This window comes from Brevundimonas sp. BR2-1, assembly GCF_037626195.1.
GTDB lineage: Bacteria > Pseudomonadota > Alphaproteobacteria > Caulobacterales > Caulobacteraceae > Brevundimonas.
The window spans coordinates 720,001-744,483 of record NZ_JARKMV010000001.1 but is presented as its reverse complement, the minus strand read 5'-3'; the positions used below and the strand labels follow the sequence as shown (position 1 = coordinate 744,483).

At 68.8% G+C, this 24,483-nt stretch carries 28 protein-coding genes (1 of these 28 only partly in view); 20 read left to right on the top strand and 8 right to left on the bottom strand.

What is annotated here, in order from left to right; genetic code table 11:
* Window positions 1-9 precede the first annotated feature (9 nt).
* From BrevBR_RS03775 to BrevBR_RS03700, 16 genes are all read left to right on the top strand, one after another.
* Window positions 10-567 (top strand): sigma-70 family RNA polymerase sigma factor, encoded by a 558-nt coding sequence (locus BrevBR_RS03775; RefSeq protein WP_339999979.1) that lies wholly within the window; start codon window positions 10-12, stop codon window positions 565-567.
* Window positions 564-1,304 (top strand): anti-sigma factor, encoded by a 741-nt coding sequence (locus BrevBR_RS03770; protein WP_339999978.1) that lies wholly within the window; start codon window positions 564-566, stop codon window positions 1,302-1,304. The genes BrevBR_RS03775 and BrevBR_RS03770 overlap by 4 nt, the downstream gene beginning before the upstream one ends.
* 283 nt (window positions 1,305-1,587) lie before the next feature.
* Complete coding sequence (locus BrevBR_RS03765) at window positions 1,588-3,060, top strand: DUF2793 domain-containing protein (protein ID WP_339999977.1); 1,473 nt, start codon at window positions 1,588-1,590, stop codon at window positions 3,058-3,060.
* On the top strand, window positions 3,057-3,224 hold the full coding sequence (locus tag BrevBR_RS03760) for a hypothetical protein (RefSeq protein WP_339999976.1): 168 nt from the start codon (window positions 3,057-3,059) through the stop codon (window positions 3,222-3,224). The genes BrevBR_RS03765 and BrevBR_RS03760 overlap by 4 nt, the downstream gene beginning before the upstream one ends.
* Window positions 3,221-3,484: a hypothetical protein gene (locus tag BrevBR_RS03755; RefSeq protein ID WP_332640327.1), complete on the top strand. Its 264-nt coding sequence runs from the start codon at window positions 3,221-3,223 to the stop codon at window positions 3,482-3,484. The genes BrevBR_RS03760 and BrevBR_RS03755 overlap by 4 nt, the downstream gene beginning before the upstream one ends.
* A complete protein-coding gene (locus tag BrevBR_RS03750) occupies window positions 3,481-3,864 on the top strand; it encodes a M15 family metallopeptidase (RefSeq protein WP_339999975.1) in 384 nt (127 codons plus the stop codon). The genes BrevBR_RS03755 and BrevBR_RS03750 overlap by 4 nt, the downstream gene beginning before the upstream one ends.
* A gap of 11 nt (window positions 3,865-3,875) precedes the next feature.
* Window positions 3,876-4,322 carry a hypothetical protein gene (locus BrevBR_RS03745; RefSeq protein WP_339999974.1) on the top strand — a complete coding sequence of 149 codons (447 nt, stop codon included), beginning with the start codon at window positions 3,876-3,878 and terminating at the stop codon, window positions 4,320-4,322.
* Window positions 4,270-4,470 (top strand): hypothetical protein, encoded by a 201-nt coding sequence (locus BrevBR_RS03740; protein WP_339999973.1) that lies wholly within the window; start codon window positions 4,270-4,272, stop codon window positions 4,468-4,470. The genes BrevBR_RS03745 and BrevBR_RS03740 overlap by 53 nt, the downstream gene beginning before the upstream one ends.
* A gap of 228 nt (window positions 4,471-4,698) precedes the next feature.
* Complete coding sequence (locus BrevBR_RS03735; RefSeq protein ID WP_332640324.1) at window positions 4,699-5,532, top strand: flagellin; 834 nt, start codon at window positions 4,699-4,701, stop codon at window positions 5,530-5,532.
* Window positions 5,533-5,627: 95 nt separating this feature from the next.
* Window positions 5,628-5,918 carry a hypothetical protein gene (locus BrevBR_RS03730; RefSeq protein ID WP_332640323.1) on the top strand — a complete coding sequence of 97 codons (291 nt, stop codon included), beginning with the start codon at window positions 5,628-5,630 and terminating at the stop codon, window positions 5,916-5,918.
* 132 nt (window positions 5,919-6,050) lie between these two features.
* Complete coding sequence (locus tag BrevBR_RS03725) at window positions 6,051-6,887, top strand: flagellin (protein WP_332640322.1); 837 nt, start codon at window positions 6,051-6,053, stop codon at window positions 6,885-6,887.
* A gap of 276 nt (window positions 6,888-7,163) precedes the next feature.
* On the top strand, window positions 7,164-9,917 hold the full coding sequence (locus BrevBR_RS03720; RefSeq protein ID WP_339999972.1) for a transcriptional regulator: 2,754 nt from the start codon (window positions 7,164-7,166) through the stop codon (window positions 9,915-9,917).
* 76 nt (window positions 9,918-9,993) lie between these two features.
* Window positions 9,994-10,659 (top strand): hypothetical protein, encoded by a 666-nt coding sequence (locus BrevBR_RS03715; RefSeq protein ID WP_332640320.1) that lies wholly within the window; start codon window positions 9,994-9,996, stop codon window positions 10,657-10,659.
* A complete protein-coding gene (locus BrevBR_RS03710; RefSeq protein ID WP_339999971.1) occupies window positions 10,659-11,099 on the top strand; it encodes a hypothetical protein in 441 nt (146 codons plus the stop codon). The genes BrevBR_RS03715 and BrevBR_RS03710 overlap by 1 nt, the downstream gene beginning before the upstream one ends.
* Window positions 11,100-11,262: 163 nt before the next feature.
* The gene (gene ssb, locus BrevBR_RS03705; protein WP_332640318.1) at window positions 11,263-11,742 is read left to right on the top strand and encodes a single-stranded DNA-binding protein; all 480 of its coding nucleotides are present in this window, start codon (window positions 11,263-11,265) and stop codon (window positions 11,740-11,742) included.
* Window positions 11,743-11,831: 89 nt separating this feature from the next.
* Window positions 11,832-12,737, top strand: a complete 906-nt coding sequence (locus tag BrevBR_RS03700) for a DMT family transporter (protein ID WP_339999970.1) — start codon at window positions 11,832-11,834, stop codon at window positions 12,735-12,737.
* Between the two features lie 55 nt (window positions 12,738-12,792).
* Here BrevBR_RS03700 and BrevBR_RS03695 read toward each other — a convergent pair whose 3' ends face one another.
* Both BrevBR_RS03695 and lspA read right to left on the bottom strand, forming a co-directional pair.
* A complete protein-coding gene (locus BrevBR_RS03695) occupies window positions 12,793-13,356 on the bottom strand; it encodes a DUF3035 domain-containing protein (protein WP_339999969.1) in 564 nt (187 codons plus the stop codon).
* Between the two features lie 64 nt (window positions 13,357-13,420).
* Entirely contained in the window at window positions 13,421-13,927 is a 507-nt protein-coding gene (gene lspA / locus BrevBR_RS03690; RefSeq protein WP_332640315.1) for a signal peptidase II, read from the bottom strand.
* A 172-nt stretch (window positions 13,928-14,099) separates the two neighbouring features.
* On the opposite strand from lspA, the gene BrevBR_RS03685 reads away from it, so the two are divergent.
* On the top strand, window positions 14,100-15,356 hold the full coding sequence (locus BrevBR_RS03685) for a cation:proton antiporter domain-containing protein (protein WP_339999968.1): 1,257 nt from the start codon (window positions 14,100-14,102) through the stop codon (window positions 15,354-15,356).
* 22 nt (window positions 15,357-15,378) lie between these two features.
* Here the strand turns inward: BrevBR_RS03685 and BrevBR_RS03680 are convergent, their stop codons facing one another.
* Window positions 15,379-16,170: a PhoH family protein gene (locus BrevBR_RS03680; protein WP_332640329.1), complete on the bottom strand. Its 792-nt coding sequence runs from the start codon at window positions 16,168-16,170 to the stop codon at window positions 15,379-15,381.
* 303 nt (window positions 16,171-16,473) lie between these two features.
* On the opposite strand from BrevBR_RS03680, the gene BrevBR_RS03675 reads away from it, so the two are divergent.
* A complete protein-coding gene (locus BrevBR_RS03675) occupies window positions 16,474-17,034 on the top strand; it encodes a gamma carbonic anhydrase family protein (protein ID WP_332640313.1) in 561 nt (186 codons plus the stop codon).
* Here BrevBR_RS03675 and BrevBR_RS03670 read toward each other — a convergent pair.
* Window positions 16,997-17,536, bottom strand: coding sequence for a PAS domain-containing protein (locus tag BrevBR_RS03670; RefSeq protein ID WP_339999967.1), 540 nt, complete (start codon window positions 17,534-17,536; stop codon window positions 16,997-16,999). The genes BrevBR_RS03675 and BrevBR_RS03670 overlap by 38 nt on opposite strands.
* Before the next feature lie 142 nt (window positions 17,537-17,678).
* Between BrevBR_RS03670 and BrevBR_RS03665 the strand changes: the two genes are divergently transcribed.
* The gene (locus BrevBR_RS03665; RefSeq protein ID WP_339999966.1) at window positions 17,679-18,539 is read left to right on the top strand and encodes a hypothetical protein; all 861 of its coding nucleotides are present in this window, start codon (window positions 17,679-17,681) and stop codon (window positions 18,537-18,539) included.
* Window positions 18,540-18,666: 127 nt separating this feature from the next.
* Here BrevBR_RS03665 and BrevBR_RS03660 read toward each other — a convergent pair whose 3' ends face one another.
* The 4 genes from BrevBR_RS03660 to hfaA form a co-directional block, all read right to left on the bottom strand.
* Window positions 18,667-21,531: a M16 family metallopeptidase gene (locus BrevBR_RS03660; protein ID WP_339999965.1), complete on the bottom strand. Its 2,865-nt coding sequence runs from the start codon at window positions 21,529-21,531 to the stop codon at window positions 18,667-18,669.
* A 139-nt stretch (window positions 21,532-21,670) separates the two neighbouring features.
* Entirely contained in the window at window positions 21,671-22,915 is a 1,245-nt protein-coding gene (gene hfaD, locus BrevBR_RS03655) for a holdfast anchor protein HfaD (protein ID WP_339999964.1), read from the bottom strand.
* Entirely contained in the window at window positions 22,854-23,870 is a 1,017-nt protein-coding gene (hfaB, locus tag BrevBR_RS03650; RefSeq protein WP_332640308.1) for a holdfast anchoring protein HfaB, read from the bottom strand. The genes hfaD and hfaB overlap by 62 nt, the downstream gene beginning before the upstream one ends.
* A complete protein-coding gene (gene hfaA, locus BrevBR_RS03645) occupies window positions 23,867-24,295 on the bottom strand; it encodes a holdfast anchoring protein HfaA (protein WP_332640307.1) in 429 nt (142 codons plus the stop codon). Before hfaA ends, hfaB begins: the two co-directional genes overlap by 4 nt.
* Window positions 24,296-24,464: 169 nt before the next feature.
* Between hfaA and BrevBR_RS03640 the strand changes: the two genes are divergently transcribed.
* Window positions 24,465-24,483, top strand: partial view of a rhomboid family intramembrane serine protease gene (locus BrevBR_RS03640; RefSeq protein ID WP_339999963.1) — the 5' end (the start) only. 632 nt of this gene lie beyond the right edge of the window; the window shows 19 of its 651 coding nt (coding positions 1-19); it begins with the start codon at window positions 24,465-24,467; its stop codon lies beyond the right edge, outside the window.

Sequence of the window (24,483 nt, the reverse complement as noted above, 5' to 3'; positions counted from 1 at the left end):
GGCGCCCGTATGAGTTCGATCCTTACCCGCGATGAACTGGCCGTGGCGCTCGGTCGGGCCGGGGAGGGCGACCGCGCGGCCTTCCGACGGGTCTATGAAGCCACGTCCGCGAAGCTATTGGGCGTCACCCTGCGTATCTTGGCTGACCGACAATTGGCCGAGGACGTTTTGCAGGACACCTATCTGACCGTGTGGAGAAAGGCCGGGAGCTTCGATGCGTCCCGCGCAAGCCCGATCACATGGCTGGTGACCATCGCCCGCAACCGGGCGATCGACCGGCTGAGGTCGGGCGCCTCCGCGCGGCGCTCCACGCCTATCGACGACGCGTTCGAGGTGGCCGACGACGGCCCGTCCCCGGCTCAGGCGCTGGAGACCGGCGACGACGTGCGCCGCCTGAACGACTGCCTCGGGCAATTGGACGACCGCACGGGCGGAGCCATCCGCACGGCCTTTCTCGAAGGCGTGACCTATGACGCTCTCGCCTCGCGTGAGAATGTGCCGCTGGGGACGATGAAGAGCTGGATACGGCGCGGGCTGATGCGGCTGAGGACCTGTCTGGAATCATGACCGATCCGACCGACATCGAAGGCATGGACGAGGACCAGGCCCTGGCCGGGGAACTGGCCTTGCGCGTGCTCTCGCCGGCCGAGGAGGCCGCCGCGCGGGCCCGCGAGGCCGTCGACCCCGCCTTCGCGGGCGACGTCGAGCGCTGGAACGAGCGGCTGGCCGGGCTGGCGGACGATATCCCGCCGGTCGCGCCGTCGCCCCGGGTCTGGCCCCGTGTGGAGGCGGGCCTGCCGCCCGTCGCCGCCCCCGTCGCTGCTAATGACAACCGGCTGGCCTTCTGGCGGACCTGGGCCGTCGGCTCGACGGGCCTGCTGGCGGCCAGCCTGGTCGCCGTCGTGGTGCTGCTGGCCCAGCCGTCGCCGGTCCCGCCCGCCTCCGCGCCGGCGGCGCCCGTGGCCGTGACCCGGGTCGCGACCCTGACGCTGGAGAACGGCCACGCCGCCATGACCATCGCCTACGACCCGGCCAGCGGCGAACTGTATCTGGCCCCGACGACCGAGATGGCCGGCGACACCCGCGTGCCGCACCTGTGGCTGGTCATGCCCGAAGGCGGGGTACAGCTGGTCGGCGCCATCGACGGCTCGGCCACCTCGCGGCACAACCTCGGCCGGGTGCTTTCGGGCAAGGCCGGTCAGGCGCGGGCGGTGGCCGTATCCATGGAGACTCCAGGCCACACGCCGGCGCCCGACAGACCCGACGGCCCCGTCGTGGCCTCCGGCGAGCTTCAGCGCCTCTGACTGCATCCGGGCCCCGGAGCGGTCCGTAGCTGCCGTGGATGAGTCCGTTGCGGACGCGCGCGAGCGCGCCGCCTGGTCCTGACAGCCAACGGGCCCGTCAGGCGGGGAAGCCGTCCTGCCCTTCCGCCCGGCTTCCCCGCTACCCTTTCCCGCCGAAACAGACGACTTTGGGAAGCCAGCTCGCTGATTTCGCGGACGTTTTTCGTTCGAGTAGCGTCATTTGCGAGCCGCAGGAAGCGGCGCCTCCACACTGATCTCCGACATCCCGTGCGGAGAGAGAGTGATGAGCGACGACCACAGCGCCCGACTGGAGCTGCCCTATCTGGCGGCCGGGCAGATGCAGAAACATGTGACCCTGAACGAGGCCCTGACCCGGCTGGACGCCCTCGTCCAGACGGCGGTGGTCAGCCGCACGGTGACGGCCCAGCCCGGCGCACCGACTGACGGCGCCCTGTGGATCCTGCCCGCCGGCGCGACGGGCGCGGACTGGGGGGCGCGGCCGGCGGGGACGCTGGTGCGGGCCGAAGGCGGCGGCTGGAGCGCGGTGGCGGCGCCGGACGGGCTGGTGGTTCTGGTCGCGGACGCGGCCGAGGTGGTGGTGCGCCACTGGGACGGCTGGGCGCCGCTGGGGCGGCGGCTCGGTGAGATCCAGGACCTCGGCCGACTGGGGATCGGCGCTACGGCGGACAGCTGGAATCCCTTCCTCGCCAAGCTGAACAACGCCCTCTGGACGGCGCGGGAAGCGGCTTACGGCGGCACCGGCGACCTGAGGCTGACGATGAACAAGGAGGCGGCGGGGGACGTCCTGTCGCTGGTGTTCCAGAGCGGATACGGCGGCCGGGCGGAGCTGGGCCTGGTCGGCGACGACGACCTGAGACTGAAGGTCAGCGCCGACGGTTCGACCTGGAGCGATGTTTTCGCAGTCGAGCGGGCGACGGGTCGGGCGGTGTTCGCCCAAGGCGCCGCGCGGCGGTCGCTGACCGTGTTCGGTGCGTCCGGAACATATGCGCCGCCCGCCTGGGCCAGAACCATCGAGGCGGTGGCCGTGGGGGGCGGAGGCGGCGGCGGAAGCGGCGCTTCCGGCGCCTCGGGCGCGCGGCCCGGCGGCGGCGGCGGCGGGGCGGGCGGCGTCAGCCGGGCGGAGTGGGCGGCCGAGGTGCTGGGCGCCGGCCTGACCATCACGGTCGGAGCGGGCGGGTCGGGTGGAAGCGGCGGCGCGGGCGCGACAGGGGCCGACAGCGTGATCGCGCTGGGCGGCGACCCGCTGTTGACCGGCGCCGGAGGCTCCGGCGGGCAGGGCGGCGGTGCGGGCGGCGCGGGGGGCGACGGCGGATCCGGAGCACCCGCGTCGAACGCCGGCGGGGCCTCCGGCGTCACGGCGGCCGGCGCACCGGGCAAGAGCCGGGACAGGCCCGATGGGCCGGGCGGCGGCGGGGCAGGGGGCGGTCTGGACGGCGCGGGCGTCGTCCGCGCGGGCGGAGCTGGCGGCGATGGCGGGACATTGGCGGTTCTGGCCGGGGGCGGCGCGGGCGGGGCCGGCGCCGGTTCGGCGGGCGGGACCGCGCCGCAGCCCGCCCTTCACTGGGCCGGCGGCGGAGGCGGGGGCGGCGGCGCTGTCGACTCAGGAACCGGACATGCGGGCGGAGCGGGCGGCGGGGCCGGCGCGGGCGGCGGCGGGGGCGGAGCCGGCGTGGCGGCTGGAGGCGTCGGCGGCGCGGGCGCGCCCGGCATGGTCTGGATTACGGCCCTCGGATGACCCGCCGCCTGACAACCCATGATGACCGGAGCGGTCCCGCAGTGCTCGACGCGGAGGCATGGGACGCGCCCGCCCGGCTGACTGACGACGACCTGTTCACCCACGGCGGCGACGGCTGGCGTCGCGCCGCCTGCGACCTTGAGGACCCTGAGGATTTCCGATGATCGACCCTGAAAACGACAAGGCGACGTCGCCATTGGCCGAGAGCCGCTGGCTGTGGCGCCGGCTGTATGTCTTCGCCGTCAGCGGCGGGGCCTGGCTGCTGCTGGACCGGCTGATCGCGGCCACCCCGCCCGAGGCCGCGCCGCGGCTGGCGCAGGGGCTGATGGCGCTGCTGGCGCTGACCATGGTGCTTTATCTGGTCGCTCCGACCGCCCAGCAGCTGATCGCCAGCCTGGCCATCCTGCGGGAGCGCCGGCCATGAGCTTTCGCCTGTCCGAACGATCGCTCAGGCGGCTCGAGGGGGTGCATCCGCGACTGGTGGCCCTGGTCAAGGAGGCCGCGGGCCTGACGCCTGTGGATTTCATGGTCACCGAAGGCCTGCGCACGCCCGAGCGCCAGGCCGCTCTGGTCCGGGCGGGGGCCAGCCGGACCCGCAAGTCGCGCCATCTGACCGGGCATGCGGTCGATGTGGCCGCGCTGGTCGATGGACAGGTGCGCTGGGACTGGCCGCTGTATCCTCGCATCGCGGCGGCCTTCAAGGCAGCCGCCGCCCGGCAGGGCACGGCGATCGTCTGGGGCGGCGACTGGACCTCCCTGCGCGACGGGCCGCATTTCGAACTGGACCGCAAGGTGTTCCCGTGAGGCCGCTCGACTTGTTTCGCAGCCTGACCCCGCTGGGCTGGGGTCTGGCCGCCGCCCTCGTGCTCGCGGTCCTGCTGGCGATGGGTCATGGGCTGGGGCTGCGCTGGGATCCGTTCGGACTGGCCGGGCGCAGGCTCGCGGCCGCCCAGGCCCGGGCCGCGACCGCCGAAGCCGACGCCGGCGCGCGACGGCTCGAAGCCGAGGGGGCCGCCGATCAGGCCCGCCGCCTCGATCTCCATCATCAACAGGCCGTCTCGGTCGCCGTGGCGACCGACCGCGCCCAAACGGACGCAAGGAGCGCCCATGACGCCTCGACCCCGCTGGACCCCGCTCGCGCCGCTCGTCTGCGCGAGCATGATCGCCGGCTGTGCGAACTCGCTTCCGCCGTCTGCGGCGCCGCCCCGGATGATCCTGCCCGAGGCGGCGACGACGCCTTGCCGGCTGGACCGGCTGCCTGAGGGGGCGACCCAGGCCGATCTGGAGGCGTCCTACGCCGCCCGGGGCGCGGCCCTGGTGAGGTGCGACGCCGCCCGCGCCATGGCGGTCGAGACCCTGGAGGCCGAACGCGCCCTGCAAGACCGATGGCGGGCTCGGCGGCTCCCGTGACCGGTTCGGCGGCACAAGCTGCCGACCCGGTGGGCATACATTGCCGGGCGCCCGGCACATCCTGCCGGGCGCCGGACGTGCTTAACGAGAACTAACGCAACAAAATCAACGGCCGGTGCTCTGGCATGTCGGTTCGGCGACTGGTCCCGTCCTTGCTGCGATAGCTGCGAGCAAAATGCTCCCGGCAGCCAAAATGGCGTCGGACACCTTGAAACAAGGAATATCGTCATGGCGCTGAACAGCGTTAATACGAACGTGGGCGCAATGGTCGCCCTGCAGGCCCTGCAAGTTACGAACAACGAACTTGCCACGGTCCAGAACCGCATCAACACCGGCAAGAACGTCTCGTCCGCCAAGGACAATGGCGCCATCTTCGCCATCGCCACCGGCCAGCGCGCTGAAATCGGCGCCCTGAACGCCGTCAAGGACAGCCTGAACCGCGGCCAATCGGCCGTGGACGTCAGCCTGGCCGCCGGCGAATCGGTCTCCGATCTGCTGAGCCAGCTGAAGGAAAAGGCCCTGTCCGCCACGGACAAGAGCCTGACCACCTCGGCGCGTTCGGCCCTGAACGAAGACTTCAAGGCCATTCGTGACCAGATCACGACCGTGGTCAACAACGCCAAGTTCAACGGTATCAACCTGCTGGACAACTCGACCACGACCAATGGCTTCAAGGCCCTGTCCAACACGGCGGGTTCGACCCTCCAGGTGAAGGGTGAAAACCTCTCGCTGGGCGGCGCGAACGTGACCGTTACGGCCACGACCACCATCGGCACCTCCACGCTGGCCACGACCGCCCTTGGTCTGGTCAACGCCTCGATCGACAAGGTTTCGGCCTCCCTGGCTCGCCTGGGCACCGGCTCCAAGTCGTTCTCGACCCACCTGAACTTCGTCGGCAAGCTCCAGGACGCTCTGGAAGCCGGCGTGGGCAACCTGGTCGACGCCGACCTGGCCAAGGAAAGCGCCCGACTGCAGGCTCTGCAAACCAAGCAACAGCTGGGTGTGCAGGCGCTGTCGATCGCCAACTCCTCGACCTCCATCCTGCTCGGACTGTTCCGCTAAGGATCGACCGGAAGGGCGGGATTCCGCGTGGATCCCGCCCGACCGATCCCCAGTCCCTTCAATAGGAAGCCGCGGCCCAGCCGTCGGACGGAGCCATGCAAACCAATGCCAAAATAGCCGCAGTATCCGCGTCCGCCATCCTGCCCGCCGCCGCCGCCGGTTCCACCGCAGGCGGCGACTTTCATGATTCCAGGGCGTCCCAGGACGCCGAGCGCGCCGCGCGCTATCGCCTGGTGATCGAGGAAGGGCCGTCAGGGTCGTTCATCTACAAGACGATGGACCGGGTCACCGGCGAGGTTGTCAAACAGCTGCCCCGCGAACAGGTCGTCGACCTGATGCAGACCGGGGAATACAGCTCCGGCTCGGTCATCAACACCACCGCCTGACCGCGCCGCACAATCGATCCACCCGCCGCGCAGGAGCGATCCGCGCGGGTTTTGGCGTGGTTATCGCGCGTTAACCATGTATGCACGCTTGCCGCCTTAAGCCTTGGATGAAACCTCACAGGGCTGAGTCGGATGACGAATAGCGTCCACACCAACAACTCCGCGGCCATCGCGCTGCAGAACCTCACGCGGACCAATGACCGCCTCGGCGACGTCCAGGGCCGGATTTCCACGGGCCTCAAGGTTCAGGGAGCCAAGGACAACGCCGCCATCTGGGCCATCGCCCAGGGCCAGCGCGCGGACGTCGGCGCCTTGAGCGCGGTCAAGCAGAGCCTGGATCGGGCGACCTCGGTGGCGGATGTCGCCCTGTCGGCCGGCGAATCGGTCTCGGACCTGCTGAACCAGCTCAAGGAAAAGGTCGTCGCGGCCAAGGACGGGTCGCTGAAGACCCAGTCCCGCCAACTGCTGGACAACGACTTCAAGGCCCTGCTGCGGGCGCTGGCCTCACAGGTCAGCAACGCCTCGTTCGACGGCGGCAACCTGCTGAACGGGTCGCTGACCAACGGCATCAAATTCCTCGCCAACGCCGACGCCACCAGCTTCGTCACCCTGACGGCCAAGGATCTGTCGCTGGGCGGCGCCATCATCGAACTGGCCCTGTCGGACAGTCTGCTGACCCTGACCGGCGCGACCCAGGCCCTGACCCGGCTGGACGATTCGATCACCCAGCTGAACGCCGCACTCGGCTCGATCGGCGCCCAGGCCAAGCAGATCGAGGCGCACAACAGCTTCGTCACCAAGCTGATGGACACGCTGGAATCGGGGATCGGCAATCTGGTCGACGCCGATCTGGCCAAGGAGAGCGCGCGACTTCAGGCCTTGCAGGTTCAGCAGCAGCTGGGCGCGCAGTCCCTGTCGATCGCCAACCAGGCGCCGCAGATCATCCTGTCGCTGTTCCGCGGCGGTTAAGCCGCGCGCCCCGGTCCGATCCGGATTGCGGCCGGCCGCCGGCGCAGGGCGGTCCGCGGTCCGAAGCCGTACAGGGAAAGCAACGATTTCAGGGCATTGACGAAGGCGGTCATCACGGCGTCCTCCTCATCCGGCGCCCGATGAACGGACGCCGACAATCATTGTTCCCCGAGTCGGCCCCGGAGTCCCGAGCCTCGCCGTTCCGCGCCGCCGTTAAGCCCCCGCGTTAAGCCCTCGTTACGCTCAAAGCCTCACAGTGCGGGCCGGGAGCCGCGTGTGATCAACAACAGCTATCTTCTGGGACTGTTCGGCGGTTCCGCCATCGACACCACGTCGACGGCGACGGCCGCGGCCTTGCAGCAGGCCGCGAAGAAGCAGCCTACGCCGCCCTGGTCCTCGAGCGCTGTGGTTCCCAAGCAGGATGCGCTGGTCCGCGCCGCCCTGGCCGGCCGCAAACTGATCAACGAGGACGCGGCCCAGCTGGACATGAAGTCGGCGCCCGCCGACTATCGCAAACTGTTCGCCCTCTATCAGGGCCTGGACACGCTGAACGCCCTGACCAACCGCGCCGCGACCAAGGGCGTCGCTCCGTTGGAGCTGACCCAGCTGAACAGGCGCTTCACCGCCGGCCTGGCCGAGATCGGGTCGTGGCTTTCCTCGTCGGAGTTCGACGCCGTCCGTATGGTGCAGGGCGCGACGAAGTCCGTCAGCAAGACGACCGCCGCCACGCCCCGCGACAGCGCCGTCTCCATCACCGGCCCCATCCATGAGGGGGCGGTCAGCACCCCCGTCGCCGCCTTCGCGGGCGATGTCCGCTTCAACATCACCATCAAGGTGCCGGTCGGCGTGACCGATTCCCTGACCACGGCCGTCCCGATCGATCTGGCGGGCATGGGGGCCAGCCCCCGGACGCTGGACAACGTCCTGGAGTTCATCAACGCCCAGCTGCAGACCGCCGGCTTCGCGACGCGGATCGGCCGTGATCAGATCAAGGCCGAGCCGAAGACGGTCCAGGTCAACGGCAAGCCGGTGACGCTTCCCGCGGGTCCCGACCAATGGCGCCTCGCGATTCGTGGAAGTTCGACCGAGACAGTCGGCTTCACCGCCGCCGACACCTCGGACGCCGTCTATGTCGTTCAGTCCGCAGGTACTGCAGGCGGGAACCAGCTGCTGAAATTCCAGAGCGACGGCGGCGCGGCGGCCGCGCCCACGGCGGGCGGCGTCGGCGAGACCCAGTGGGTCGACGGCCGTTTGTCCCAGAACGCCTTGCCGGACGGGGTCCAGAACGTCCGGGCCAGCGCCGTCGGTCCCGACGGCTCGCTGTGGATGGTCGCCGACGTTACGGCCGGCCCCGACACCCAGCCGATCAAGGGCGTCCAGGACGTGGCCCTGATGCGATACGACACGGCCGGACGTCTGGTTTCCACCCGGACCCTGGGCGCAGCCTCGACCGCAAGCGGCTACGCCATCGCCATCGACGCCAACGGCAATGTGGCGGTCGCGGGCTCGGTTACCGGATCCCTGAATACCTCGAAGACAGACGCCGGCAAGGAGGGCGAGGTGGCCGGCGTTGCGGACAGTTTCGTCACCGTCTTCAACAAGGACGGCGAGGAGCAATGGAGTCAGCGCCGCGGGGCGCGTGCGGCCGATGAGGCGACCTCGGTCAGCTTCGGCGCCGACGGCACGGTCTATATCGCCGGCCGGGCGAAGTCGGCCGTCACCGGTGCGTCACCCGTCGGCGGCTGGGACGGCTATGTGCAGGCGTTCAAGGCCGGCGAGCCCTATCCGACCGCGGGCATAGTGGTGAAAACGACCGCGGCGGCCCAGTTCGGAACAGCCGGCGACGACACAGTCGACGCCATGACCATCGACGGCTCCAATCTCTACACCGCCGGGGTCGAGGACGGCCGGGCCGTCGTGCGCCGGTTCACGCTCGACGCCGCCGGCGTACCGACCCTGGCCTCGACGCGCGATCTGGGGATCATCAGCGGCGACATCGCCGGCGTGGCCGTCTCGGGCGGCCAGGTGATCCTGACCGGGACCAGCCGCGACAGCGGCCTGTCGGCGGGCACGACCACGACCGCCCACTCCGGCGGCAAGGACGTCTTCATCGCCACGCTGTCCGGCGACCTGACCGCCGGAGCCGGCGACCGGCTGACCTGGCATGGCGGCGCGGGCGACGACACGGCCGCCGACGTCAAGGTCCATGACGGCAAGGTCTGGATCACGGGCATCGAGAACCGCGATCCCGCGGCCAAGACGACCGATCCGACCAGGGCTTATCTGGCCCGCATCGATCCGCTGAGCGGTGCGGTCGAATATGAGCGGAGCTGGTCCGGCGACAACGATCAGGCCAAACCCCTGACGCTTGCCGTGGCCGCCAACGGCGCCAGCGTGCTGGACCGGCTGGGCCTGCCCAAGGGCGAGATCGACCAGAGCGATTCCAAACGGCTGATCGACGCGACCTCGGTCCGCGTCGGCGACCGCTTCTACATCAGTCCGCCGGACGGCGGCCGCGCCGTTTCCGTGACCATAGAGGCCAAGGACACCCTGGCGACCCTGGCCCGCAAGATCGAGATCGCCTCGGCCGGCAAGCTGAAGGCCTCGGTGGTGTCGGAGGGCGGTTCCGTGACGGGCAAGACCGGCGAAACGACGACCACTACCGGCGGTTTCCAGCGTCTGTCGATCACGGCCCGCGACGGCAAGTCCGGCGGCGTCATCACCGCCGGAGAGACGGGCCGCGATGCGCTCGCTGGACTGGGCCTGTCGCCCGGCTATATCGGATCCTCCGTCGGCGACGACGTCATCAAGACCTTCGGCCTGGCGCTTCCTTCCAACCTGACCCTTGCGGACGCCGCCTCGATCAAGACGGCCGGCGAGAAGCTGCAAGCGGCCATGAAGGCGGTGCGGGACGCCTATCGCGCGCTGGATCCCGCCACGACCGCCCCGGCCGCCAATGGGCCCGTGCCGGCCTATCTGACCAACCAGCTGGCCAACTATCAGGCCGCGCTCGCCCGCCTCGGCGGCTGACCGGTCCGCCGACGAAGGCCGTTGACGGCGCGGGCTTCGACGGAGTTATTGGGGGCTCCATCCGCGCGAGCCTTTCATGCCCCAGGACAATCGTCTTCTCATCGCGATCGGCGCCGGCCTGGCGATCGTCGCGGCCGTCGTGCTGGCCCTCGTTTTCAGCAGCGGGCGAGGGGACAACGGTCCGCCGCCGGCCGCACAGGGCGGTCTGACGGTCGATGTCGCCGACGCGCCCGCGCTGAACACGACCCGCGAGCTGCGCTGTTTCGTCAACGGCCAGTTCATCGGCATGGCGACCCTGTCCGACTGCGCCCGCCGGAACGGTCTGGCTACCGACGCCCTCGACGTGGGGATCGACGAGACCGGGGCCCTGGCCGCCGCGCCAACGGCGTCCCTGGCGCCGCCGCCGAGCCTGCCGCCCATCGAACTGACCGACGTCGAGCAGCCCGTGGCCGCCGACGAGCCGACCCAGCCCCAGCCGACCCCCCAGGCCGCCTCCGGCAGCGCCTGCCTGCGCTACACGGGATCGGACTGGCGTTCGCTGTCCTCGAACATGAGCCTGAACGCCTGCGTCCAGGCGCTGTACGCCGGCACATGCGTCCGCCCGGGCGAGGCCCTGTACGGCCGCTGGGGCGAGACGACGCTGCGCCTCGTGCCGCGCCGGGTCGAACAGTCGCCCGACAACAACCGCTTCCGCACCCTGGTCGAGCAGGACCGGAGCTGCCAGTTCCCGGGTCTGCGCTGATGAAGTATCTGACGATCGCCACCTTGGGGGCCGGCGCCCTCGCCCTCGCGGCCTGCGAGAAAACCACTGAGGCCCCGTTTGATCAGGGCGTCTGCTACGCCGTCGAGCTGAAGGCGGAGGGCGAGGCGCCGCAGTTCAACAAGGTCGCGGACAACCAGCCGCAGATCGAATTCTGCGCCGCCCGCCTTGAGGAGATGCGCCTGCGTTTCCTGCGCATGGGCGGCAACCGCCGCGAGATCGTGGGCTCGTACCAGGGGCAGTTCATCTTTATCGACCGCGCCGGGGTGTGGATCGGGCAGACGCTGGAAGGGTCGCGCTTCATCCTGCTGGCCCGGACCGGCGACGGGCGGCTGGCCATCCCCAGCGCCATCCAGCGCGCCATCGACGGCACCCCGGTTTCGGTCTCGGCCAATCCGGAACCGGCGCCGCCCGCGCCATAGAGCTGGACGACGCGGAACAAACGTGGAACAAAACGCGCCTGTGGATGATGGCCACAAACCTGACCTCCGGCTCACGGAAGCGCGCTAGTCAGGCCTGACAGACAATCCCGGTCCGAACGGCGCGAAGCGCGGCGGACCCGAACGAAGAAGAAGGAGCTCGGCGATGGCGGGCAGCGTCAACAAGGTCATTCTGGTCGGCAATCTGGGCAAGGACCCGGAGATCCGCACCCTGAACTCGGGCGAGCGGGTCGCGAACCTGTCGCTGGCCACCTCGGAACAGTGGCGCGACAAGGCCACCGGCGAGCGCAAGGAAAAGACCGAGTGGCACCGCGTCGTCATCTTCAACGAGAACATCGTCAAGGTGGCGGAGAACTATCTGAAGAAGGGCTCGACCGTTTATGTCGAGGGCAGCCTGCAGACTCGCAAATACGAGCAGAACGGCGTCGAGAAATACACGACCGAAATCGTGCTGCAGAAATTCCGCGGCGAGCTGACCATGCTGGGCGGTCGTGACGGCGGCGCCGGCGGCGGGGCCTCGCGCGGCGGCGACGACGACTACTCCTCGGGCTTCTCGACCGGCGGCGCCAACAAGCCGAGCGGTCCGAAGGAAAGCTACGACCTGAACGACGACATTCCGTTCTAGGGCCTGACCTGGCGGGTGACGGAGCATGCGAAATGCTCCGTTACCCGCTTTGAGGCCCCGGCGGCGCCGACCTGTGCCATAGCCGGGGAGTGACAACTCCCGACAAGCCCCACAGCCCGCTCTCCCTGATCGAGATTCTCGCCATCCTCGCGGTGGTCGTGATCTGGGGCGTCAATAACGCCGCGGCCAAACAGGCGACCCTGACCCTTCCGCCGCTGCTGGTCGCCGCGCTGAGGTTCGCGATCGCGGCGGCCTGCCTGATCCCGTTCGTGCGGCCGCCGTTCCCGAACTGGAAGAGCCTGGCGATCATCGTCCTGCTGGGCGGACCGATCCACTACGGCCTGATCTATCTCGCCTTCTGGCTGGCGCATGACGTCAGCCCGGTCTCCGTCGCGGCCCAGCTGTGGGTGCCGTTCACGGCCCTGTTCGCCTTCCTTCTGCTGGGCGAGCGGCTGCCGAAATTCGCCCTGCTCGGCATGGGCGTCGCCTTCCTCGGCGTGGCCTGGATGACGCTGGACGCGCATGCGGTGGCGGACTGGAAGGCCATTCTGGTCGTCATCGCCGGCAGCGCGGCCTGGGCAATGACGACGGTCATCGCGCGCCGCACCACCTCTATCCCGCCGCTCAAGATGCAGGGGCTTCTGGCGCTGGTCGCCCTGCCGGCTCTCGCCCTCGCCTCCGCCATGTTCGAGCGGGGGCAGTGGCAGGCGATCCAGCAGGCGGACATGCTGGTCTGGGGCTGCGTCATCTGGGCGGGCCTGGTCTCGTCCGTGATCGCTACGACCCTGGTGTTCTGGCTGGTCCAGAAGCGCGAGGCGGGGCGGGTGACGCCCTATCTGCTGGCCACGCCGGTCGTCTCGATCCTGATCGGCTGGGGCTTCATGGGCGATGTGCTGACGGCCCAGATCCTGACCGGCGCGGCTCTGACCATGGGCGGCGTCGCCATCGTGGCCCTGGCCGAGCGCGGGCTCAGGGCCGGGGCGGCGAAGGCCTGACAAGCAAAAGGCCCGGATGGTTTCACATCCGGGCCCCGTTTCGTCGGGTCGGGTCCTAGAGGCCCGGAAGCTTGAAGCCCGTGTCGCGGCGCTGCTGGATCACGATGCCGTTGCGGCCGCCGGTCAGTTCCTGCAGACGCGCATATTCGGTGGCGGCGTCGACGGTGACGGCGCCGTCCGAGGTCTGGGTCGTGGTCGCCGCCTGGCTGGCGGGGTCCTCGCGGCGCCAGAACAGCAGGCGGTTGGCCCAGCCCTCTTCCTTGTGCGCCAGATCGCCGAACTCGTCGTCGACGACATAGCGGGCCAGGGGGTCGGCGCGATCGCCGCCGGCCTGGGCGACCAGCTGCTGTTCGCCCAGCGAACGGGTGATGGCCTGACGCTGACCCAGCAGGATCTGGCGGGCGGCGGACTCGGGGGCCAGTTCCTGCGGGCGCGGCTGGCCCGGCGCGGGGGGACGCAGGCCGTATTCCGGCGGCACGGTCAGCGGGGCGGTCGACACGGTCAGGAACTCGTCGGGCGTGATCTTGGTCAGGCCGATCCCCTGACGGACGCTCGAGCAGGCGCCGAGCGCGAGCATGGAGGTGGCGAGGGTCAGAACGGCGACGGTACGAAGGCGCATGTATTTGATCTCGGTGCGAAGCGCCGGAGCGGGCGCGCGCGTAGGCCTTGAATGATGCGGCTGATTACGACTTTTCGGCGGCGAGGCCAACCTTGGCCGCCCGTTCGGACAGCAGGCTGTCCAGAATCAGCAGGATGACGCCGACGGTGATGGCGCTGTCGGCGATGTTGAACACCCAGGGAAAGACCCCGGTGCCCGAAAAATCGATGAAGTCGACGACGAAGCCGAAGCGGATGCGGTCGATGACATTGCCCAGCGCGCCGCCCATGACCAGGCCGATGGCGGTGATCAGCAGCCGCCGGTCGGCCCGCAGCGCCCACCAGCCCAGGATGCCGGAGACGATGATCGAGAACAGGCTCAGCATCCAGCGGGCCGAGCCGTCGCCGAACAGGCCGAAGCTGACGCCGCGGTTCTCCACCCAAGTGAAGTTCAGGATGGGCGGCAGGACCGGGTGCTGACGTATCTCGCGCAGATCGAGGCCGGACAGGATCCAGGCCTTGGTCAACTGGTCGAGGACGACGACAATGAGGGCGAAGGCGAAGGCCGTGACGGCGAGGCGTGGGATTTTCATACGGGCCGCTGAAATGTGGAGGCCGTTCGGTTAGCAGTCCGCGGCCCATGCGCGAAGGGGCAATCGTGTCACCGGTTCGCGCCGGCGCGTCAGCGGTTGCTTCACAGTGGGCCAGACCCCAGATGTGAAGCCTCCAATCCAAGGAAAGACCCCTCGCATCTCAGGAGCGCCGATGCCGCATGCCGACAGCCTGATCCTCACCCTCGTCGGCGGCTTCGTGCTGGCGTTCGTGTTCGGCATGTTGGCCAATCGGCTGAAGCTGTCGCCGTTGGTCGGTTATCTGGTCGCCGGCATCATCGTGGGGCCCCACACTGCCGGCTATGTCGCCGACGTTGAACTGGCGCCGCAGCTGGCCGAGATCGGCGTCATCCTGCTGATGTTCGGGGTCGGGCTGCATTTCTCCCTCGCCGACCTGATGAAGGTGCGCAGGATCGCCATCCCCGGCGCCCTGGTTCAGATCGCGGCCGCGACCGGACTGGGCTGGGGTCTCGGCCGGCTGATGGGGATGAGCGATCTGGAGGCGACCCTGACCGGTTTCGCCCTGTCCGTGGCCTCGACCGTCGTGCTGCTGCGGGCGCTGGAGGAGCGCAAACAGGTCAAGGGGCCGGTGGGCCGCCTGGCCATGGGCTGGCTGATCGTCGAGGATCTGGTGATCGTCATCGCCCTGGTGATCCTGCCCCTGCTGGTCATCCAGCCCGGCCAGACCCTGAACCCGGCGGAACTGGCGCAGTCGATCGGCTGGACCCTGTTCAAGGTCGCGGGTTTCACCGGCGTGATGCTGGTCGTCGGCTCCCGGGTGCTGCCCTGGGTGCTGGTCCGCATCGCCCATACCCGGTCCCGGGAGTTGTTCACCCTCGGCGTTCTGGCCATCGCTCTCGGCATCGCCTGGGTCGCCTGGGCCCTGTTTCACTCTTTCGCCCTCGGCGCCTTCCTGGCCGGTCTGGTGCTGAACAGCTCGCCGCTGGGCCACAATGCGGCCGAGCGGTCCCTGCCGTTGCGCGACGCCTTCGCCGTGCTGTTCTTCGTCTCGGTCGGCATGCTGTTCGACCCGACCATTCTGGTCCGCGAGCCACTGGCGGTTCTGGGCGTGCTGGGCATTGTCATCGTCGGCAAGTCGATCGCGGCCCTGGCCATTACCGCCGCCTTCCGGCTGGACAAGGCGACCAGCCTGACTGTCGCGGCGGCGCTGGCCCAGATCGGGGAGTTCTCCTTCATCCTCGCCGCCCTCAGCGTGCAGTTGGGCGGCATGCGGCAGGAGACGCACGACCTGATCCTGGCGGCGGCCCTGCTGTCGATCTCGCTGAACCCGTTCGTCTTCGCCCTGATCGACCGGATGGGGGCCCGGCCGAAGCCGCCGGCCAGCGGTTCGGTCGAGGGACTGGCCTTGGCCAAGGAAAAGGCCGCCGCGGTGAACCCCGCGACGGCCTGATCTGTCTGCGGTCAGACTGGCGTCAGAGGACGCCGATCATGCTCGCCACCAGCGGGTGCCGGACGATGTCCTGTTCGGCCAGTTTCACCACGGCGATGTTCGGCACGGGCAGCAGGCGCTCGGCGATGTCCGACAGGCCCGAGATGCCCGGCAGAAGGTCGGACTGCTGCGGGTCGCCCGTCACCACCATGGTCGAATGCCAGCCCAGACGCGTCAGCAGCATCTTCAGCTGGACATAGGTGCAGTTCTGGGCCTCGTCGACGACGATGAAGGCGTTGTTCAGCGTGCGGCCGCGCATATAGCCGATGGGGGCGATCTCGATCAGCCCCTCGGCCATCAGCGCCTTGACCCGCTTCATGCTCAGCCGGTCCGACAGGGCGTCGTAGAGCGGGCGCAGATAGGGGGCCAGCTTGTCCTCCATGTCGCCCGGCAGGAAGCCGATCGACTCCCCGGCCTCGACGGCGGGCCGGCTCAGGACGATGCGGCCGATCTTGCCGGCTTCCAGCGCCTCGACGGCCTTGGCGACGGCCAGATAGGTCTTGCCGGTGCCCGCGGGCCCGAGCGCCAGGATCATGTTGTGATGGTCGATGGCGGCCATCAGCTCGGCCTGACCGTCGGACTTGGGCTTCAGCGTCTTCAGATAGGCCTGGTCCCGGTCGTCGTTGGACGGGTAGGGCGACCAGCCGGCGTGCGTCGGCAGGCGGCGTACCTTGGAATCCTCCATGAACTGGCGGGAATCGAGCACGCCGTGCTCACGCGAAGTCTCGCGGGTCTGGCGTTTGATGGCTGCACGCTTGGTCATGGACGCCTCCAGGGCATGAAAAAAGGCGACGCCGTAAAAGCATCGCCTCGAACGAAGGTAGGGAGGGAAGAAGAGGATGCGACGCATCCGCCCGGGTCGGAGGAGGGCCCCTTCCGGGACCGGGAAACTCCCAGCGGCGCAAGCCGCCGAACCGAACGCACCACGCACGTCCCCCGAGGTCTGACCGGACCGGGCTTGATCCGGCTTCCGATCCGGGGCCGAAATGGCGGCCTCGAATCGCACCAACACAATGATGCTAGCTTGGTTTACGAAGGCTTAAAGCCAAGAAACCGCTCAAGATAAGGTTATGTTTTGATGACGATTTATGCGTTGGCTGACAAGAAACCGCAGCTTCCGCCTGAGGGCGAATACTGGGTGGCTCCGAACGCGATCCTCACAGGAGACGTGATTCTCAAACCGGGCGCCAGCGTCTGGTTCGGCGCCGTCGTGCGGGGCGACAACGATCCCATCACCATCGGCCGGGACACCAATATCCAGGACGGCAGCGTGCTGCATTCCGATCCCGGAGAACCGCTGACCATCGGCGACGGGGTGACGGTCGGCCATATGGTCATGCTCCATAGCTGCGAGATCGGCGACAATAGCCTGATCGGCATCGGGGCGGTGGTGCTGGGCCGGGCCGTCATCGGGAAGAACTGCCTCATCGGGGCGAACACCCTGATCACCGAGGGCAAGGTCATTCCCGACGGCTCGCTGGTCATGGGCCAGCCGGGCAAGGTGGTGCGTCAGCTGGAGCCGGGACAGATCGAGGCGCTGAAGGCCTCGGCGGCGCACTATGTCCAGAACTGGAAGCGGTACGTCCGCGACCTGACCGAGGTCAGGCCAGACGCCGGCCGTGAACCGCCGCAAGGCTGAGCGGTGGGCGGGCCGGTTCGCCGACGCCGACCGAAACCCGAGCGGTCAGCAGGCGCGACTCGTCCTTCGCCAGCGTCAGGGTGGCGGCCGGCGTGTAGAGGCCAAGGATCCGGTCAGGCTCGCCCGAAGGCCCGCGCAGGGGGACAAGGGTGATCTCGATCTGGGCCGCGGCCAGACCGGCCAGACCCACCACCACGACCGGGCGGGCTTCGCGCACGGCCTGGGCCTGGGCGGCGGCCAGCAGGGGCCGCGAGGCAGGCCGCCACAGGGACAGCAGCGGCTGATCCTTCAGATGTTCGCCGTGGAAGGCCTCGATCCAGCCGCCGGCCAGCCGCACCACGGCCTCCTCGCCGGGACGGTCGGCCATGAAGACGCGGGGCAGGCGCAGGCCCAGTGCGGCCGGGTCCACGGCGGCACGGGCGGGAATGCCGGCGCGCGCGTCGGCGCGGCGCGACAGGCCGGTCCAGTGGTCGATCAGAAACTGCGTATCAGGATGAAACATAGCCGTGGCCTCTGCCCCTTCAGCCGCAAGGGATGGGCCGGACCGAAAGCAACGGAAATGAAAGGCTTCCTGGCGTTTGATGCAGGCTGGAGCGGCCCGCGCCTTGCGGGGACCGCACAAGTTTTGACGTGGAGGTCGGCCCATGCGGGTGCGGATCATGAACTGGCTGTTGGCGCTGGGGGGCTTTATGGTCCTGATGGCGTTCGCCGACCCGGCTGCGGCGCAGTGCGGCCCGCCGTGCGAACCGCCGCCTCCGCCGTGCTGCGAGCCGCCTCCGCCGCCCCCTCCGCCGCCTCCGTGCTGCGAGCTTCCGCCCCCTCCGCCGTGCTGCGGCGGCGGTGGAAACCTGAACGTCAATGTGAACGTCAACGCCAATTCCAGCGCCGCGGCCCGGGCGGGTCTGAACGCACGCGCCGGCGGCAGCGTCTTCGTCAGCGGCGGGGGCTCGGCCTATGTGACGGTCGAACAGCCCTATCCCACCACCATCAACGGCCTGAACGTCGAGGGCGCGCGCGTGCGCCGGACCATCCGCGTTCCCTATGAGGCCCGCCGGCGCTGGGAAAAGCGGGTGGTGATCCGGGCCTTCTGCATCGACGACCGCAATGTGCCGCATCCGGCGTCCCAGGTCCGGCCGGACCGCGAGGTGGACGGCAGCTATGAGGGTGAGTTGTATCGCTGCCTGGCGGGCACCTGGCTGCAGATCACCTGGGCCGAATACCAGGGCAATGCCGATTTCGGCAGCGGCGAAACCATGGACTGCCGCAAGGGCGAGGCCCTGTGGCATGGCCGCGGCGGCCAGATCGAGTGCAAGCGCCAGCGCGACGAGCGCGACTGCAACGAACGATCCCTGCTGCGCCGCTATGGCGCGGGCGTGAAGATCGTGACCTGGGTCCGCGAGGAGACCTACACCGAATACCGCGAGGAAGTGATCGAGGAGGCCGGCATGGCTGTGTCGGGGGCGATGATCACCCTGGACGGCGGCGTCGGCGGGCGGGTTTTCTGACGCCAGTATGAACACCGGCGTTCAGCCGCGGGTCAGCCGCGGACGCCTAGAACGGTCATTGTCGACTCCGTCGACATCCTGAGAAGCAAACTGGCCCCGATCCGAAAGGACCGGGGCCATTTTTCGTTTACTGGGCCGGCGCCGTCGGGGCGTTGGTCGAGGTGACCGTGGCGCGCCAGGCGGTGTCCGGACGCAGGTACTGACGCGCCAGGGCCTGAATGTCGGCCGTGGTGACGGCCTCCAGGTCGCTGATGTGGGTCAGGGTCTGCTCGATGTCCTCGGGGTGGGATGCGACCCGGCTCAGCTGGCCAAGCCAGTATTCGTTGCTGGCCTGGCTGCGGCGCAGGGACTCGATGATCGGCAGACGGGCGCGGTTCAACTCGTCTTCCGTGACCGGTTCGTCGCGCACCTTGGCGACGATATCATCCACCGCGGCATAGAAGGCGTCCAGCTTGTCGGCCGCCGTCTCGGCCCGGATGACCAGCGAACCATATCCCGGGTAGGTGTCCGAAGCGCTGGAGCCGACGCCAGGCCCGTAGGCGAGAGCCTGACGCTCGCGGATTTCCTCAAGAACCCGCAGGTTCAGGACAGCGGACAGCATGCTGATGCGGCGGGCCTCGGTGCGGTCGGCGATCGCATCGGTGGTCGGCCAGGCGATATAGGCGAGGGCCTGTTCCGCCGGTCCGTTGTGGTTCAGCCGCACGGGCTCGACCGTGCCGGCCGGGAAGCGGCGCTGGTCGGATCCGGCCGGAGGCGCGGCGTCCGGGCCGCGCGGGGGCAGGGCGCCGAAGGTCGAGGCCACGCTGGCGATCGCGTCATCGACGGTCACGTCGCCGACCATGACGACATCGATCGGTCCGGTGGACAGGCCGCGGGTGATCGAGGCCTTCATGTCGTCGTTCGTCCAGCCGGCGATCTCGGCCGCCGTGGGCAGGGCTTCCCGCTTGTCGCCGCTGGCCAGCAGTTCGGAGGACTGCAGCCCGAAAGCGCCGCCCGGCGTCGCCATCTGCTGCGCGATGATCTGCGGGAAGAAGGCCTTGATCTGCTGGAACGGCGCGGGACGCAGGCCCGGGTCGGTCAGATAGGCGGCAAGCACCTGGGTTTGCAGTGGCAGGTCCTGCGGACGGGTGGCGCCCGACAGAACGTAGCTGTCGCTGTCGGTCGAGAAGCCCGCGGAATAGATGCGGCCGTTCAGCACGCGGCTCAACTCGTCAGCCGTCAGTTTTCCGAGGCCGCCCGCCGCGAAGACCAGCGGAGCGAGGCCCTGCGGGTCGATGCGATCTGTCGGCAGGCCCAGTTCCCCGATGCCGGTGTGGACGCTGACAAGAATCTGCTCGTCGCGGAAATCCGTCGGCTTCACCGTCAGCCGCACGCCGTTGGCGAAGGTGACGACCGTAGCGCCGACGGCGGCCAGTTCGGTGCGGCTCTGGACCGCGCCCGCCGCGCCGAACTCGGCATAGGGCCATTCAAGCCGGACCTGGGCGGCCGGCGGCGCCACAGGAACCAGGCGCGAGGCTTCCAGCGCGGCGGTGACCGCCGCCTCTCCGCCTTCGATCTTGACAGGCGTGACGACCAGGGCCAGCGGCCCCTGGCCCTGGAACACCGACGGCAGGACCTGATTGACCTGGGCGGCGGTCAGGTTCGTGACCGCAGCGTTGAACAGTTCGAGGCTGGTCTCAGGAGTGTTGAATACGAAGCGGCCGTTGACTGCGCCGGTCAGCGCGCTCGCGAGCGCGGGTGTGCGGCGGGTGGCGGCGCCGGCGACGGCGTTTTCAAGAGCCGCGCGGGTTCCGGTGATCTCGCGCTCCAGTTCGGCGTCCGACACTCCGAACTGGATCAGCCGACGCTGTTCCTGCTCGATCGTCTCGAGGGCCCGTTTCCATTCGCCCGGATTGAAATTGGCCGAGACGGACGCCGAGGCGAAGCTGTCCGCCACTTCCTGCTCACCGCCGGTGGCGCTGATGAAGGGCGGATTGTCGGCGCGGGCCAGTTCCCCCAGGCGACGGTTCAGAACGGCGAGTCCGAGGCGGCGGACCAGATTGTCGCGGCGCTCGGCCACGCTGTCGGGATCGCGGTCCGGATTGCGGATATAACCCAGCTCGATAGAGGACTGGATTCCAGGCTCCACGAGGATGCGGGTTTCGGGTCCGCGCGGCGCGACCGCCCCGAGATCGGGTTCGGGGCCGGCCGGGCCCGTCGCCTGCCAGCTTTCGAAGGCGTTCCGGACCTTCGCTTCCATCCGGTCGACATCGAAGTCGCCGACGGCGACGAATGTCGCGCGCTCGGGGCGGTAATAGCCACGGTAGAATTCAACAAACCGCTCGCGCGGGGCGGTCCGGATGATGTCCAGGTCGCCGATCGGCAGGCGATTGGAGATGCGCTGTCCGGGGGCGAAGAGACCCAACTGGGCCTTGATGCTGCGAAGGCCGGGCGAGTTACGCAGCCGCTCTTCGCCGACAATGACGTTGCGCTCGGCCTCGACGGCGTCCGCGGCCATCAGGGCTTCGGACATCTGTTCGCGCATGATCCGCAGCGAATCGTCAACCGTCCCGTCTTCGGCGTTCGGCAGCTCCAGCATGTAAACCGTCTCGTCGAAGCCGGTGTAGGCGTTGGTGTCTGCGCCGAAGGCCAGCCCGCGGCGCTCCAGGATCCGCAGAAGCTCGTTCTCGGGGATGTTCGTGGTCCCGTTGAAGGCCATGTGCTCCATGAAGTGGGCCAGACCCAGCTGGTCCTCGTTCTCCATCAGCGAGCCGGCGTCGATGCGCAGGCGGAAAGAGGCCTGTCCGGGGGGCGTCGCGTTGCGCATGATGGCGTACTGCATGCCATTGGGCAGAACGCCGAAGCGGACATTGGAATCGGCGGGAATGTCGCTGGCCGCCTGGGCCCAGGGATCGGACGGCGCCACCAGCGCCTGCGCCAGGGCGGGCGATGCCGCGATCAGGACGGTGGCGGAAGCCGCGATAAGCAGCAGAAGGCGACGGGGGGAACGCATTCTCGGTTTCTTTCCGAAGGGCGCGATGGCGCCCGGATCGGGCCGCGCTGTACAAGGGGTCAGGGACCGACGCGCTGATTGCCGCCGCTCCTCATGCAACCTTTCGGTGACCGGTCGGGCCGGCTCAAGTTACCGAAGATTAATGTGACGGCCTTGAGACGTAGAAGTTGGCGGAGTTGCCGACCGCTGTCGCGCCGGTGATGACCGCCCGACCCGAACCGTAGACGGCGGTGTTGGCCACGGCGGAGACGTCGCCGTTGTTGGTCTGGACGTTGGTCGCGTCCAGAGTCGCCTGGCATTCCGAGCAGGCATAGCCGGTGACGCTGTTGCCGACGGCCTCCGCCCCGACATAGACGTCATAGCCGTTCGTGCCCGAGAAGGTCGCCGTGACATCCACCCCGCCAGAGTTGAACTGGGTGTTGTCGATCTCGACGAAGACGTCGTTGTTTCCGACCGACAGCTCATTGGCGACGCCGCGCGCCTGGGCTTCCGCCTGACCATAGTCATAGGCGGTCGTCAGGGCCGAGGCGCGCACGAAGGCGCTGTTGTTCTGATCCGACTCGGTCACGACCGAACCGCCCTCATTATAGAGGATGGCCTGGTTGCCGCTGGCCCGGGCGCGGGCGGCAAGATCCCAGGCGTTGCCGGCGTTGGAGCTGGCCTCGGCCTCGACGAAGTCGCCGGTCGAGCGCTGGGTGATCGACAGGTTCTGGCCCGAGGTGGCGTTGCTGTTGACCGCTACGGCGTTGACGATGGCCTCGCTGGTCACGCTGCCGGCGGCAGGGATGTACTGGCTCTGGATCCGGCCGAACGAGCGGACCACGGCCGATGACGACTGGTCGACGGTTCCCTGCAGGAACGAGGCCTGACCGGCGAGGGCGGTGGTGTTGGAAATGGCCGAGGCGTTGACCGCCACGCCGCCGTGCAGCCGGGCGTCCGTGTCGCCCACCTCTGTGGTGGCGCTGACCAGATCGCCGGTGTTGGACTGGTTTGCATCGACCGTCAGATCGGCGTTGTAGGCGCTGACAGCCAGATAGTTGCCGCCGGCCTGGCTGGTCGCATTGACCTCGCCATAGGTGTCGCCGCCCAGAATGACGTCGGTCCGGGCGACCGAGTCGCCGCGCATGTCCTGGTTCGACTGAACCGTGATGGCGCCGTTCTCGACCGCGCCCGAGGCCGAGTTGCCCTGGGCCGAGGTCTCCACGGTCACCTGTTCCTGGGCGTCGACGACGTTCAGCGTCTGGCCGGCGAAGACATCGCCCAGCTGGAGCTGTTCGTTCAGGACGATCGCGCCGTCCTGGGGCGGTGTCTGGGCGGCGGCCTCAGTAGCGGTTGCCGCGCACAGCACCGTCGCGGCTATCGTGCCAGCGAGACGGGTCCGCACGTGTAGCGCCATTGTTCGTGTCCGTGTTGGGGTAGGCGGCGTAATAGCCGCCGGTCGGGCCTACGGTGCCGCCGAGAGGGTCGGGACCGGCGTTCAGGCAGACTTCGGGGCCGGGCGCGCCGTACAGATTGGCCATGAATTCGACGGTGGCCCGCTCGATCAGGGCGCGGACGGCCAGCTGCACCGGCTCCAGCCCGCCTTCGCCCGCCGAAATGTCGAAGACGTTGCCGTTCAGGAAGTCGAACACCCCGGCCGAGATTTCGCGGCCGATGATCTGCTTCTGGTAGGAGACTACGTCGACCACTTCCATGGTCGTGGTCTGGACCAGACGCAGGTCGATGGCGATGTTCATCACATAGGCCTTGCCCGCGAACGCCGTCGACAGCGGCGTCTGGCTGCTGGCCTGGCCCGCGGCCATGTCGAAGCCGCCGGATCGGATGTTGTAGTTCACCTCGGTGATGCCGCCGACGATATAGAAGTCCGAGCCGGGCACTTGGCCGGCCAGGATGCGGCGGTACTGGGTGTCGCCCGGACCGCCCGGACCTTCGTCGCCGATCAGCCGGTTGTTGGCGTAGCGCAGCTCGAGCTCGGAGACCGAGGTGTCATAGCGTTCGACAATATGGGCGCCGGCCTTGGCCAGGGCCGTATTGGCCATCAGCGAGGCGCCGCCGGTGACCTGCCGGCCGCCGTCGGCCGAAACCGTGCCGGTGTAGTCGCTGATCCGGCCGACCGCGATGCGTGGCGAGGGCAGGCTGTAGCGGCGGGCGTAGTCGGCCATGCAGTAGAGCGCGGCGGAGTAGGGGGTTGGATTGGCCGTCACGGGCGCGTCGCCGATCGGCGAGGCATACTGCCCGTTGGGCCCGGCCGAGGCCGAGATACAGCCGCTGAGCAGCGCCGCGGCCGCACAGGCTACGCCCGCGGCTCGCAGCCGGCGGGAAAGGGAGCCAACGCTCATGGAAGCCTCAGGGTGCCGTTCAGGCTGGTTCCGGCGTTGATCGCGCCGTTGTTGACCTGGGTGGAGTTGACGATGACGGTGTTGTGGTTGCCCTGAACGACTACGTTCAGGTTGTTGCCGATGGCGGTCGAGCCGCCGATGGCGCCGTTGCCCCCCGCGCCCGAGAAGCTGGAGGAAACGCCTCCGCTGGCGCTGGAGTAGCTGCTGGCGCCGGCCTGGATGATTCCGTCGATGATCAGCCGGTTGCCGTTGGCGTCCCTCGTCGACCCCGTCTGTGGGCGCGCCGTGGTGTAGCGCGAGGCGCCGTAGCCGGCCTGATAGGTTCCCATGCTCGACGAACCCGCCGACTGGGCCGAGGCCGCGACGGGCGCGGCCAGGGCGGCGGCAAGGGCAAGCGCAGGCACGAGCTTGATGTAGCTGTTCATGGCGACCACCTCTCACGCGGACAGAGTCAACGGACCGGTAAGGATCCTTCGTCCCACTCTGGGTCATGGTTATTAAGAAGCGCTTGCCATGATGGCCCCGGACAACCGATTGGTTTGTCTTTGTGAATCCCCGGAGCTTTTCGTCCTGAACGCGCAACCGTCCGAACGTGTGTTCAACGCCCCGCTGG